The following is a 15,110-nucleotide window of genomic DNA, read 5'->3' as shown; positions in this document are numbered from 1 at the left end:
ACATGGGACTGGATCCTCGCACGCTGGCCGAACGCATCGCAAAACTGGATTCCGTGCAGCGCCAGGCGCTGTTGGACAGGTTGCTGGAGCAGGGTATCGACCCCGCATCGCTGCCGGTCGTGCCGTTCCCCGGCAGGGAAACCTACCCCCTTTCCCACGCCCAGAACGCGCTTTGGCTGACCTGGCGCATGGCGCCGGACTCCGCGGCCTACAACCTGTCCGGCACGCTGGCGTTGTCCGGCCCCCTGGATGTGGACGCGCTGCGCCGCGCGGCGCGGCGGCTGGCCGCGCGCCATGCCGTGCTGCGGACCGTCTTCGAGGCGAGCGATGACGCGGCGCCGGTGCAGCGGGTGCTGGCCGATCCGGCAGTCGAATGGCGCCAGGTATCGGTGCGGGAAGTCGATGCGGACCAGCGCATGGAAGCCGCCCGACGGGCCAGCGTGGCGATGGTGGAGGCCGCATTCGACCTGGCGCATGCGCCGGCCTGGCGGCTGGGCGTGGTCAGCCTGGATGCGGAGCAACACTGGCTGACGCTGTGCGTGCATCACATCGTGGCCGATGGCTGGTCGCAGGCGATCCTGGTGCGCGAGCTGGCGGCCCTCTACGACGAGGAGGCGACCGGCGCCGCCGCGGCGTTGGCGCCGCTGCCGGTACAGTTTGGCGACTATGCGTCGTGGTTGCGTGAGTGGCATGCGCTGCGGCGCCTGCCGGCGCAGATGGAATACTGGAAGGCCCGCCTGGCCGGCTTGCCCGAGAACCTGCGGCTGCCGCTGGACCGGCCGCGTCCGGCGCACCGCGACGCGGTCGCCGGCTCGCACACGTTGCGGCTGGACGCCGTCACCAGTGACGCCGTGCGCCAATTGGCGCGCGCCAGCGGCGCCTCGGTGTTCATGGTGATGCTGGCGGCATTCAAGTACACGCTGTCGCGCTATTGCGGCGCGGACGACGTCCTGGTGGGCACGCCGCTGGCCAATCGCGACCAGGCGGAAACGCATGGCCTGATCGGCTATTTCACCAACACCGCGGTGCTGCGCACCCGTGTGAACCGCGACGCGAGCCTGCGGGAACTGGTGGCCGACGTGCGCGATACGGTGCTGCAGGCGCAGTCCCATGCCGATTGCCCCTTCGATGTGCTGGTGTCCGAACTCGCCGGCGAGCGGGTGCCCGGCTTGAACCCGTTGTTCCAGGTCAAGTGCACGGAGCAGGCGCAGGGCGATGCCATTGGCGCCGGTTTCGGTTCCCTGGGGATGCGGCCCATGTCGCTGCACGCGCAACAGGCGCACTTCGACCTGAGCCTGGACGTGACCAATGGCCGCGATGCCATCCAGTGCCAGTTCGACTACGCCGCCGATGTGTTCGACGCCGCGACGATCACGGCGTTGGCCGAGGCGTTCGGCCAATGGCTGCGCCAAGGCGTGGCCGACGCGGATATCCCCCTGGTCGAGCTGCCGTTGGCGCATGCCTCGGGCGAAGCCGGCGGCGAGACGGTGGCGTGGGCGGCGACGGATGTGCTGACGCTGTGGGACGCCTGGGTCGCGCATGCGCCGACGGCGACCGCCGCGGTGCAGGAAGACCGCAGCCTGTCCCGCGAGGCGCTGGACGGCATCGCCACCACGCTGGCCGGCAGATTGCGCGGATTGGGCGTGTCTTCGGAGACGCGCGTCGCCGTGCACGCTGGACGCGGCCTGGCCTTCGTCGCCGGCATGCTTGCCGTGTTGCGCGCGGGCGGCGCCTATGTGCCGCTGGATCCCGCGTTGCCCGAGGCGCGCCGCCGCCAGTTGATCGATGACAGCGGCGCGATTTGCGTGCTCTGCGAAACGGAATGGGAGCCGGCGGGCGTGCCTTGCCTGGATATCGACCTGAGCGCGTGCGCGGCGGTCGAGAAGCCGGTGGCGGTGGCTGTCCATCCCGCTCAGACGGCCTATCTGATCTACACGTCGGGCTCGACCGGCCAGCCCAAGGGCGTGGCGGTCAGCCGGGGCGCGTTGGCCAACTATGTGCAGGGCGTGCTGGCGCGCCTGGAATTGCCGGGGACGGCGCGCAGCATGGCCATGGTTTCGACGGTGTCGGCCGACCTGGGGCACACCACCCTGTATGGCGCCCTGTGCGGCGGCTGCGCCTTGCATCTGATCGCGCCGGAGCGGGTCTTCGATCCGGACCGGTTCGCCGAATACATGCGCCAGCATGAGGTCGACGTGTTGAAGATCGTGCCCAGCCATCTGCAGGCGTTGCTGCAGGCCGCGCGGGCCGCGGACGCATTGCCGCGCCATACGCTGGTGTTGGGCGGCGAACGCACGCCGGGCGCGCTGCTGGACACCGTCCGCGAACTGGCGCCGGCGTGCCGGATCTACAACCACTATGGCCCCACCGAAACGACGGTCGGCGCGCTGGTGCAAGCCGCGGCGGACACCGGCCGGGAAGAGGGCAGGAACCTGCCCATCGGGCGGCCGTTGCCCAATCTGCGCGCCTATGTCCTGGACGCCTATCTCGACCCGGTGCCGGCCGGCGCCGAGGGCGAACTGTACCTTGCCGGCGCCGGCCTGGCGCGCGGCTACCAGGGACGGCCGGGCCAGACGGCGGAACGTTTCGTGGCCAGCCCCTTCGGGACGGGTGAGCGGCTGTATCGCACCGGCGATCGCGTCCGCATGAATGCGCAGGGCGCCCTGGTCTACCTGGGGCGCGGCGACGACCAGGTCAAGGTGCGCGGCTACCGGGTCGAACCGGGCGAGATCGCCGTCCTGTTGCGCGCGCAGTCCGGCGTAGCGGCCGCGGCGGTGGTCGCGCGGCACGACGACGGGCGGACAGCGCTGCACGCCTACGCGGTGGCGGCGGGCGAGGCGGTGGCGGATGCATTGGCGGTGCTCGCCGAAAAACTGCCGGATTACATGGTGCCGGCCACGCTGACCTGGCTGGACAGCCTGCCACTGACGGCCAACGGCAAGCTCGACACCCGTGCCTTGCCGACGCCCGCCGTTCAGGCGCAGGCCGATGGCGAGACGCCGCAAGGCGAGGTCGAGCTCGCGTTGGCGGGCATCTGGCAGGAAGTACTGGGCGTGCCGGCGGTCAAGCGGCAGGACAATTTCTTCCAACTGGGTGGCGACTCCATCCTGAGCCTGAAGGTCATGGCGCGCGCGCGTCGCCTCAAGCTGCCGATCAAGCCCCGCCAGATCTTCGAATGCCAGACCCTGCAGGCGCTGGCCCGGGCGATCAGTCCCCAGCCGCAGGCCGAGCCGCCAGCCGCGGCCGCCGGCGGCCTGGCGACCCCGGCGCAGGAACCCGCCGCAACGGTCGCGGCCCCTGCCCAACAGGACGAACCGGCGCCGCAGCACCCCGGGCATCGCATGGCGGTGCTCTCGCATGCGCAGCAGCGGCAATGGTTCCTGTGGCGCATGGATCCCCAGAGTTCGGCGTATCACATCAGCGGCGCGCTGCGCTTGTCGGGTGCGCTGGACGAGGCCGCGCTGGCCGCCGCGTTCGAGGCGCTGGTGGCGCGCCATGCCAGCCTGCGTACGCGATTTGTCGCGACCGACGATGGCCAGGCCGAGCCGGTGGTGCAGCCACCGGGGCCGTTCACCTTGCTGCGCCAGGCCGCCAGCGATCCCCTGCGGGCGCAACGGGCGGTGCAGGCCTGGACGCAGGAACCCTTCGACCTGGAGGTGGGGCCGCTGCTGCGCGTGGGGTTGCTGCGCCAGGCGCAAGACGACCATGTGCTGGTCGTGGTCATGCACCACATCATCTCCGACGGCTGGTCCATGCAGGTGATCGTGGAGGAGTTCGCGGAACTGTACCGCGCCCGTGTCGAGGGTCGGGCCGCCGCGCTCGCGCCCGTGGGCCTGGCCTATGAAGACTACGCGGCCTGGCAGCGCGGCTGGCTGGCGCGGGGCGAGGGCGAACGCCAGCGCGAGTACTGGCTCCGCACCCTGGGCGGCGAACAGCCGGTACTGCAATTGCCGACGGCGGCGCCGCGCCAGCCCAACGCTTCGTATCAGGCGGCGCGCCACACCTTGTATTTGCCCGCCGACCTAGTCACCCGGCTGCGCGCCGCGGCGCAGGCACGAAGCGCCACGCTCTTCAGCGCGCTGCTCGCGGGTTTCCAGGCCGTGCTGTACCGCTATAGTGGCCAGGCGGACGTGCGCGTCGGCGTTCCGATCGCCAACCGCCATCGCGGCGACACCGAACGCGTGGTGGGCTTCTTCGTCAATACGCAGGTCCTGCGCGGGCGCTGCGATCCGGGCGAGACACTGGACGGGCTGCTGGCCCAGTTGCGCGACCGCGCGCGCGAGGCCCAGGAGCACCAGGATCTGCCCTTCGAGCAACTGGTCGATGCGCTGCAGCCCGGACGCGATGGCCATACGCCCTTGTTCCAGGTGCTCTTCAATCACCAGCGTCCCGACTACCGCGCCTTGCGCGACCTGGGCGGCTTGCGCACCAGTGACTACGGCATGCCCGAACAGCAGGCGCAGTTCGAGCTCAGTTGCAATACGGCGGAACTGCCGGATGGCCGGGTCCAGGTGGCGTTGTTGTATGCGCGCGAGCTGTTCGACCCGCGCTTGATCGTCCGTTTGGGAAGCCATCTCGAACGGATGCTGGAAGCGTTGATCGACATGCCGCAGCAGCGCCTGGACCGCGTGGCGTTGCTTTCCGACGCCGAAGCGGCCCAGGTGATGGCATGGGGCCGCGCCACCGAGGCAGACCCGACCGCCGCGCATGACACGCTGCACGGCCTGATCGAAGCGCAGGCGCTGCGCCAGCCCGGCGCCATCGCCTTGAGCTGCGACGGCGCGCAGATGGACTATGCCGCGCTCAACGCGGCGGCAAACCGTATCGCGCATCGGTTGATTGCGCTGGGTGTGGGGCCGGAAACCAAAGTGGGCGTGGCCTTGCCGCGCTCCATGGCGCTGGTCCAGGCCCTGCTGGGCGTGTTGAAGGCGGGCGCGGCCTATGTGCCGCTGGATCCGGCCTATCCGGAGGATCGCCTGCGCTATATGGCCGCGGACAGCGGTTTGCGGGTGGTGCTGACGGGGCAGGCCCAGGCCGATGGCCTGGCTTGGCTGCGTGAAGACCTGCCCGGCGTCACGCTGGCGTGCATCGACGGGGACGAGGTGTCGCAAGCGCCGGCGCACAATCCCGCGCTGCCCGTGCATACCGACAACCTTGCGTACGTCATCTACACATCGGGCTCGACCGGCCGGCCCAAGGGTGCGCTGTTGGCGCATCGCCAGGTGTGCCGGCTGTTGTCGCGCACCGCGCATTGGTTCGGCTTTGGCCCCCAGGATACCTGGACGCTGTTCCATTCCTACGCTTTCGACTTCTCGGTGTGGGAGCTGTTCGGCGCGCTCTGCACCGGCGGGAAGCTGGTTGTGGTGCCGTACGAGCAGAGCCGCGAGCCGGAGGCGATGCTGGCGTTGCTGCGACGCGAGCAGGTCACTGTGTTGAACCAGACGCCGTCGGCGTTCCTGCAACTGATGCAGGTGCCCGGGCTGCTGGGCGCAACGACGTCCACCGGCCTGGCGTTGCGTACCGTGATCTTTGGCGGCGAAGCCCTGGATCCGCGCAAATTGAAACCCTGGTTCGACCATGTCGGCGACGCGATGCCGGCCTTGGTCAATATGTATGGCATCACCGAGACCACGGTGCATGTCACGCACCGCCTGCTGCGGCACGACGATCTGGCGGCGGGCGGCAGCCCCATCGGGGTGGGCATTCCCGACCTCGGCCTGCACGTCTACGACAACGAGCTCAACCCCGTGCCGCCCGGTGTCAGCGGCGAGCTGTATGTCAGCGGGCCGGGCCTGGCGCGCGGCTATCTGGGCCGCGGCGGGCTGAGCGCCGAACGTTTCATCGCCGATCCGGCGGGCAGCGGCGGCCGCTTGTACCGCACGGGCGACCTGGCGCGCTGGCGCGAGGATGGCGAACTGGAGTACCTGGGACGCGCGGACCAGCAGGTCAAGATCCGCGGCTTCCGCATCGAGCTGGGCGAGATCGAGTCGGCGCTGCTGGCGCAACCGGGCGTGGAGCAGGCGGCGGTGCTGGCGCAAGACGGTCCCGCGGGCGCGCGGCTGGTGGCCTACGTGGTGCCTGCGAATCTGGCCGTCGCCACGCTGCGCGAAGCGCTGGCGTCGCGCTTGCCGGACTACATGGTGCCGGCGGCCTTCATGACGCTGGACGCGCTGCCGGTCAACGCCAACGGCAAGCTGGACCGCCGCGCGCTACCGCAGGCCAGCTTCACCGCACAGCAAGCCTACGAGGCGCCGCAAGGCGAGGTAGAAACCGCGCTGGCGGCGATCTGGTCGCAGGTGCTGGGCGCCGAGACCGTGGGCCGCCACGACAACTTCTTCGAGCTGGGCGGCGACTCGATCCTGAGCCTGCAGATCGTGGCGCGGTTGCGCCAGGCGGGCTGGCGCATCACGCCGCGCCAGGTGTTCGAGCGCCAGACGGTGGCGCAACTGGCGGCGGTGGCCGAGGCGGCGCGGGGCGAGGCGGTGGAGCAAGGACCGGCCCGTGGCGAGGTGGCGCTGCTGCCGATCCAGGCGCAGTTCCTGGCGCAACCGCTGGCCACGCACGATCACTGGAACCAGGCGGTGCTGCTGCACAGCGACGCGCCGGTCGATGGCGACGCGCTGGCCCGGGCACTGGCCGCGCTGGTGGCGCACCACGACGCGCTGCGCCTGCGGTTCAGCCGCGAGGGCGATGGCTGGCGCCAGCGCTACACAGATGTGGATCAAGGCGATGGCGAGGGGCTGCTGTGGCGGCGGTCGGCCGCCGACCGCGCGCAGATCGAATCGATCTGCGACGGCGCGCAACGCAGCCTGTCCATCGGCCAGGGCCCGCTGCTGCGTGGCGTCCTGATCGAGGTGGCCGATGGCTCCTGGCGCGTGCTGCTGGCGATCCACCATTTGGCGGTGGACGGGGTGTCGTGGCGCATCCTGCTGGATGACCTGCGCACGGCCTACGGCCAGCTGCTGGCCGGTGAGCTGGTCCGCCTGCCGGCGCGCACCAGCAGCTACGGCGACTGGTCGGGGCATCTGTGGCAGGCGCATCGTCCGGACGCGGCGCAGGCCGCCTATTGGCGTGCGTTGCCGGCCGGCGATGCGCTGCCGGTGGACCACCCACAAGGCGCCAACCAGGTGGGCGACCAGCGCCAGGCCGTATTGGCGCTGGACGAAGCCACGACCCAGGCGCTGCTGCGCCAGGCGCCCGCGGCGTATCGCACGCAGGTCAACGACCTGCTGCTGGCGGGCCTGGTGCGGGCGCTACGGCGCTGGGGCGGCATGACGCAGGTGCGGATCGACCTGGAAGGCCACGGCCGCGAGACCGGTGACTCGCCACTGGACCTGTCGCGCACGGTGGGCTGGTTCACCAGCGTATACCCGGTGGTGCTGACCGCCGAGGACGATGACGCGGCACTGATCACGGCGGTCAAGGAATATCTGCGCGCCGTGCCGGGACGGGGGCTGGGCCACGGCCTGCTCGATGCCCAGGGGGTGGCGCGATCTTCGATCCTGTTCAACTATCTGGGCCAGTTCGAGGAGACGGGGGCCGGGCAAGGCTGGCGCATCGCGGCCGAAGGCGTGGGCGCGGGCCAGCTGGAGACGGCGCCGGCCTCGCATGCATTGACGATCAACGGCCAGGTGTACGCAGGCACGCTGCGCCTGACGCTGGGCTACAGCGGCGAGCGCCACGACGCGGCGCGCATGCAGGCGCTGGCCGACGCCTATGCGCAGGCGCTGCGCGAGCTGGTGGCGCACTGCGCCAGCGGCGCGCAGGGCGTGACGCCGTCGGACTTCCCGTTGGCCGGGCTGGACCAGGCCGCGCTGGTGGCGCTGCCGATCGACGCGCCGGTGTCGCAATGGGAGGACCTTTATCCGGTCACGCCGATGCAGGCAGGCATGCTGTTCCACAGCGCCTGGGCGCAGAGCGAGGAAGAGGGCGAGCCGGCCTACGTGAACCAGCTGTGCGTGGACGTGCAGGGGCTAGACGAGGCGCGCTTCGAGGCGGCCTGGGCGGCGGCGCTGGCGCGCCACGAGGTATTGCGCACGGGCTTCGTGCAGGGCGCCGGCGCGCCGCTGCAATGGGTGGCGCGCGAGGTGGCCGTGCCGTTCGAACGGTGCGAACGGCTGGGCGCGGACGCGGCGCAATTGCAGGCGCTGGCGCGCCAGGCGCGGCGCGGTGGCTTCGACCTGTCGCGGCCGCCGCTGATGCGGCTGCTGCTGGTGCGCACGGGCGCGGACCGGCACCACTTCATCTGGACGCATCACCACCTGCTGCTCGACGGCTGGAGCGTGTCGCAGTTGCTGGGAGAGGTGCTGCGGGCCTACGAAGGGCAGGAAGTGACGCGCGGCACCGGCCGCTACCGGGATTACCTGGCCTGGCTGGGCCAGCGCGATGGCGCCGCGATGCGGGCGTACTGGCAAGGCGTGACCCGGACGCTGGACGAACCCACGCTGCTCGCACCGGTTCTGCCGTCCGGCCAGATCCGACAGCAGGGAGACACGGCCGCGGGCCATGCCGACCTGCTGCTCGATTGGGACGAAGCCGCGACCCAGGCGCTGGTCGCATTTGCCCGGGCCGAGCGCGTGACCGTCAACACCCTGGTGCAGGCGGCCTGGGCGCATGTGCTGGCGCAGGCCACCGGCCACGACACCGTGGCCTTCGGCGCCACCACGTCGGGCAGGCCGGAAGCCTTGCCCGGTGCGCAGGCCATGCTCGGGCTGTTCATCAATACGCTCACCATGGTGGTGCATGTGCCGACGGCCTCGCCCACGGGTGACTGGCTGCGCCGGATCCAGGCCGACAGCGTGGCGTCCCGGGAATGGGAGCACGCCGCCTTGGCGGACGTCCAGCGTTGGGCCGGCCACAATGGCCAGGCGCTGTTCGATACGTTGTTGGTATTCGAGAATTTCCCGGTGGACGAGGCCCTGCGCCAGTCACGGCCCGCCGGACTGGCCTTCGAAGGGCTGGCCAGCCGCGACCACGCCAGCTATGCGTTGAGCCTGGTGGTGGCGCAGCGGGAGAGTTTGAGCCTGCGGTTGAGTTACGCGCGGTCGCAGGTCGACGACGCGGCCGCCGCGGCCTTGGTGGCGCGCGTCGATCTGGCGTTGCGCGGCCTCATGCGGGACGGCGCCGCACCGGTTGCCGATCTGTGCACGCTTACTCACGAAGACAGCGCACGCCTGCGTGGCTGGGAGCGGGCCGAGGCCTTGCCGGCGGCGGACGGTTCGGACGACCCGATGCTGGTGCGCATCGCGGCGCAGGCGCGGCGCACGCCGGGCCGGGTGGCGCTGCGGGTGGGCGAGGCGGCCTTGACCTATGCCGAGCTGGACAGCCGTGCCAACGCGCTGGCGTGGCGGCTGCGGCAGGCCGGGGCGGGGCCGGAGCAGGTGGTGGGTATCCTGGCCGAGCGCTCGGTGGAGATGGTGCTGGCGCTGCTGGCGGTGCTCAAGGCGGGCGCGGCCTACGTGCCGCTGGACCCGGACTACCCGGATGAGCGGTTGGGGTACATGATGGCCGATAGCGGCCTGGGGCTGCTGTTGGCGCAGCCGGCGCTGGCCGCCCGCGCCGCCACGCTGGCGCCGACGGCGCGGGTGCTGGCGCTGGACGAGGCCCTGGTCGCCGGCTCGGCCGAGGCGCCGCCGGAGGTGGCGTGGCACCCGGAGCAACTGGCCTACGTGATCTACACGTCGGGTTCGACCGGCCGGCCCAAGGGCGCGGCCAACCGGCATTCGGCGCTGGGCAATCGGCTGGCGTGGATGCAGCAGGCCTACGGCCTGCAGGCCAGTGACACGGTGTTGCAGAAGACCCCGTTCAGCTTCGATGTATCGGTGTGGGAGTTCTTCTGGCCGCTGGCGCAGGGCGCGCAGCTGGTGCTGGCGGGACCGGGCGAACATCGGGAGCCGGAACGGCTGGTGCAACTGATCGAGGCCCACGAAGTGAGCACGCTGCACTTCGTGCCGTCGATGCTGCATGCGTTCCTGAGCCATCTGGAAGGATCGCCGGATCGGCGCTGCGCCAGCCTGAAGCGCATCGTCTGCAGCGGCGAGGCGTTGAGCCCGGAACTGTTGCAGCGGGCCTTGCGGTGCCTGCCGCAGGCTGAAGTAGAGAACCTGTACGGGCCGACCGAGGCGGCTATCGATGTGACGGCTTGGCATGGCGTACTGGATGAAGATGGCCTGGCACCGGCCATTGTTCCGATCGGTCGTCCTATCGCCGGCGTGCAGACGCGGGTGCTGGATGGAAACCTGAACCCGGTACCGGTCGGCGTGGCCGGCGAGCTGTACCTGGGCGGCGCCGGGCTGGGTCGAGGTTACCTGGGCCGGCCCGGGCTGACGGCGGACCGCTTCGTGGCCGATCCGGACGGCGGCGGCGCACGTTTGTACCGCACGGGCGATCTGGCGCGCTGGCGCGAGGATGGCGAACTGGAATACCTGGGCCGATTGGACCACCAGGTCAAGATCCGCGGCCTGCGCATCGAGCTGGGCGAGATCGAGTCGGCGCTACTGGCGCAGGACGGCGTGGAGCAGGCGGCAGTGCTGGCGCAGGATGGCCCCGCGGGTGCGCGGCTGGTGGCCTACGTGGTCCCGACGAATCTGGCCATCGCCACGCTACGCGAAGCGCTGGCGGCACTCTTGCCGGACTACATGGTGCCAGCGGCCTTCGTGACGCTGGACGCGTTGCCGGTCAACGCCAACGGCAAGCTGGACCGCCGCGCGCTGCCGCAGGCCAGCTTCACCGCGCAGCAAGCCTACGAGGCGCCGCAAGGCGAGGTCGAGATCGCGCTGGCGGCGATCTGGTCGCAGGTGCTGGGCGCCGAGACCGTGGGCCGCCACGACAATTTCTTCGAGCTGGGCGGCGACTCGATCCTGAGCCTGCAGATCGTGGCGCGGTTGCGCCAGGCGGGCTGGCGCATCACGCCGCGCCAGGTGTTCGAGCGCCAGACGGTGGCGCAACTGGCCACGGCCGCCGAGGCGCTGGGTGACGCGGGCGATACCGCTGCCGAGCGCCAGGCGGCCGGGTCCCAGGGCCTGCAAGACCACGCCGGCGCGCCTTCGCTGGCCAGCCTGGGGCTGCGGCCCGAACAGGTCGAGGACGTCTATCCGTTATCCCCGACGCAATCCGGCATGCTGTTCCATACCCTCGAGGCGCCGGGTTCGGGCCTCTATGTGAACCAGCTCAGCGTGCCGGTCCAGGGATTGGACGCGCCGCGCCTGGTCGCGGCCTGGCATGCCATGGTGGCGCGTCACCCCGTCCTGCGCACGGCGTTCCTGTGGCAGGAGGGAATGACGCGGCCGCTGCAGCTCGTGCTGCGCCAGGCGCCGTCGCCGGTCGAAGAGGTCGATCTGCGTGGCCACGAGCCGCACGAGCAGCAGGAACGGGTGCGGCGCCTGGCCGGGCGGGACCTGTTGCTGCCGTTCGATTTCCTGCGTCCGCCCGTCGTCCGCCTGACTTTGGCACGGACAGACGAAAAGGCGTATCAGTTGATCTGGACATACCATCATCTGCTGTTGGATGGCTGGAGCGCCTCGCGGCTGATCGGGGAATGGCTGAGCGCCTACGGCGGGCAGTCCCTGGGCCAGGCGGGGCCAGGGTATGGCGACTACGCCCGTTGGCTCGAAGGCCAGGATCGCGCCGAGAGCGAACGGGTCTGGAAGCATGAGCTGCGCGATTTCGACGGGCCGACCTTGCTGGCGCAGGCGGCGCGGCAGGTCACGCAGGCCGGCGCCGCCGCGCCCACGGACGACGCCATGCCGGCGCAGGCCGACTACGGCAAGCTGTATACCCGGCTCGACGGCGCGGCGACCGAAGCGCTGCGCCGGCTGGCCCGGGAACAGCGGGTCACGCTCAACACCGTGGTGCAGGCGGCATGGGCATTGGTGCTCAAGCGCTACACCCAGCAGGACACCGTGGTGTTCGGCGCCACCGTGGCGGGCCGCCCCGCGACGCTCGCGGGCGTCGAGGAGATCGTCGGCCTCTTCATCAACACGTTGCCGGTGCCGGTTCGCCCGGATCCGTCCCTGTCGCTCTCGGCCTATCTGCAAGCCTTGCAGCAGGGCAACCTGCGCCTGCGCGAGCAGGAGCACAGCGCGCTGGCCGACGTGCAGCGTTGGGCAGGTTCTTCCGGACGGCCGCTGTTCGACAGCATCGTGGTGTTCGAGAACTACCCGATCGACGAGACCCTGCGCCGTGGCGATCGCCACGGCCTGCATTTTGGCGCCATCGAAGGCATGGGCCTGACCGGCTACGCGATGGACCTGCAGGTAGTGGCCCGCGACGATCTCGAGATCGAGTACTGCTACGCGCGCGCCGACATCGCGCCGTGGCTGGCCGCCCGCATGCGGCGCCAGATGGAATGCCTGCTTGCCGCCATGGCGGCGCATCCCGGGCGCACCCTGGGCGAGCTGCCCTGGCTGGATGAGGCCGAATGGCATGATCTGGGGCGGTGGACCGTCGACGCCGACCAGGCGCCGGCGCCGGCCGACGGCCATGGCTACGTTCACACCCTGATCGCGCGCCATGCCCTCGAGCGTCCGCAAGCCCTGGCCGTCGTGATGGGGCTGGCGGGCCTGACCCATGGCGAACTCGAGCAGCGGGCCAACCAGCTCGCGCATCACCTGGTGCAGGCTGGCGTGGGGCCGGAGCAGCGGGTCGGCGTGGCCATGCCGCGCTCGCTGGATACGCTGGTCGTTTTCCTCGCGGTGCTCAAGGCCGGCGGCGCCTACGTGCCGATGGATCTCGAACACCCGGCCGAGCGGCTGGCCTATGTCATGCAGGACAGCGGCATGCGCCTGGTCGTGACGGCCGCCGAGTCGCCAGCGCATCTGCCCGCCGTCCAGGGCGTCGTTCGCCTGGGCTACGTCGCGGACGCGTTTGCGACGCGGCCGGTGACGCCGCCGCGGGTACGGCTGTCGCCCGACAACATGGCTTACGTGATCTACACCTCCGGGTCCACGGGCAAGCCCAAGGGCGTGGCGGTGACGCATGGCCCCCTGGCCATGCACTGCCGTGCCACGGCCCGCATCTATGGCCTGACGCCGGACTCGCGCGAGCTGTTGTTCATGTCGTTCTCGTTCGACGGCGCGCACGAGCGCTGGCTGACCGCGCTCACCACCGGCGCGCAACTGGCCGTGCGCGGCCCGGACCTGTGGACGCCGGAACAGGCCCTGGACGCGCTGCGCCAGCACGGCACCAGCCACGTGGCATTCCCGCCGGCCTACCTGACGCAACTGGCCGATTGCGCCGCGCAACAAGGCGAGGCGCCGCCGGTGTCGCTCTATGTCTTCGGCGGCGAAGCCATGCCGCGCGCCGCCTACGAACGGGCGCGGGCCCATCTGCGGCCGGATTGGTTCATCAACGGCTACGGGCCGACCGAAACCGTGGTCACGCCGCTGATCTGGAAGACCCCCGCCAGCGCCAGCTTCGATACCGCTTACGCGCCGATCGGCAAGCCGGTGGGCGAGCGCACGGTCTACGTACTCGACGCCGACCTGAATCCCGTCCCGCCCGGGCACCTGGGCGAGCTTTACGTCGGCGGCTACGGCGTGGCGCGCGGGTATCTGGGCCGGCCCGGCCTGTCGGCGGATCGTTTCGTCCCCGATCCCTTTGGCGCGCCCGGCGCCCGCATGTATCGCAGCGGCGACATGGTGCGCTGGCTGGCCGACGGCAATATCGAATATGCGGGCCGGGGAGACCACCAGGTCAAGATCCGCGGGTTCCGCATCGAACTGGGCGAGATCGAGGCGCGCCTGATGGCGCTGCACGGGGTCGCCGAGGCCGCGGTGATGGTGCACGAGGGACCCGCGGGCAAGAAACTGGTGGCCTATGTGGCGCCGGCGGCCGAGGTCGGCGCCGACTTCACCGCCGGGTTGCGCGCGCTGTTGGCGGCGCAATTGCCCGACTACATGGTGCCGGCGGCCTTCGTCCGCCTGGCGCGGCTGCCGCGCCTGGTCAGTGGCAAGCTCGATCGCGCCGCGCTGCCCGAGCCAAGGCAGGTCGAAGCGCGCGAGTTCCATGCGCCCAGCACCGACGCCGCCCGCCGCCTGGCCGAAATCTGGCAGGACGTGCTGGGGGTGCCCAGCGTGGGGCAGCGCAACAATTTCTTCGAACTGGGCGGCGATTCCCTGCTCAGCCTGAAGGTGCTGACGCGGGTGCGGGCCTTGCGTGATCCCGCGCTGACCTTCACCCTGCGGGACCTGATGCAGCGGCCGACCATCGGCCAACTGCTGCGGATCGAGGAAGCGCCGTCGCCCACCGCGCGCGCCAGCCTGCCGCTCAATGGCGGCCAGGGCGACGCGGCGCCCTTGTTCTGCGTGCACGCCGGCATGGGGACGCTGTTTGATTACCAGCCGCTGGCGCGTGCGCTGGATGGCGGGCGCGCGGTCCATGGCCTGCCGTTCCGCATGCTGGATGATCCGGCGCATCGTGACGTGTCGCTCGCGCAGATGGCCCGGGACTACTGCGCGATGATCCGCGCGCGCCAGCCCCAGGGGCCGTATCACCTGCTGGGCTGGTCGCTGGGAGGGACGCTGGCGGCCTTGATGGCCGCCGAGCTGGAGGGGCAGGGGGAATCCGTGGCCTACCTGGGGCTCATCGACCCCTATGTGCCGGGCCGGGAGGACGGTGCGCTGCGTGAGTGGCAGGAAGACCTTGGCCACTTCGCCGCGGCGTTGGGGTTGCCCAGGCCCGCGCCAGTCACAGGGAGTGCCGGCGCGGCCGCGGTGCCCATTTCACTTGACGCCGTGCAGGCGCGCCTGGCGCCATGGGTGGCGGCGGCGGAGGGCGCCGAAGGCTATGGTGCGCTCGGCGCGGATGAATTGGCGCGTATCTTCCTGGCGGCGCGTGCCTTGCAGGCCCTCTCGTTGCAGGCGGGGCCGGTCGGCGAAGTTCGCGCGCCGCTCGACTGCTGGTGGACGCCGCCGCGCGCCCGGGCGGTGCGTGACGCATGGGCCGAACAGCTGGGGCAGCCCGTGACGGCCGAGCGCGAGATCGACGTGGACCACTACGCGATCATGCGCGACCCGAACCTGCTGCGCGAAGTGGTGCAGGCACTGGCGGCGCTGCCGCTGGCGCAAGGGCAGGCGTGCATGGTGGAGAAATGAAAATGGGCCGGCGCTCTC

1 protein-coding gene is annotated in these 15,110 nt (G+C 70.9%); it reads left to right on the top strand.

Annotated features, from left to right (window positions below; genetic code table 11):
* Nucleotides 1–2 precede the first annotated feature (2 nt).
* Nucleotides 3–15,092, top strand: a complete 15,090-nt coding sequence (locus AC1HFW_RS08850) for a non-ribosomal peptide synthase/polyketide synthase (protein ID WP_479282796.1) — start codon at nt 3–5, stop codon at nt 15,090–15,092.
* The last annotated feature ends 18 nt before the right edge of the window (nt 15,093–15,110 follow it).

This window comes from Achromobacter sp. ISS7 (assembly GCF_056523125.1).
The sequence above is the reverse complement of the archived record's forward strand: the minus strand, read 5'-3'. Positions and strand labels throughout refer to the sequence as shown.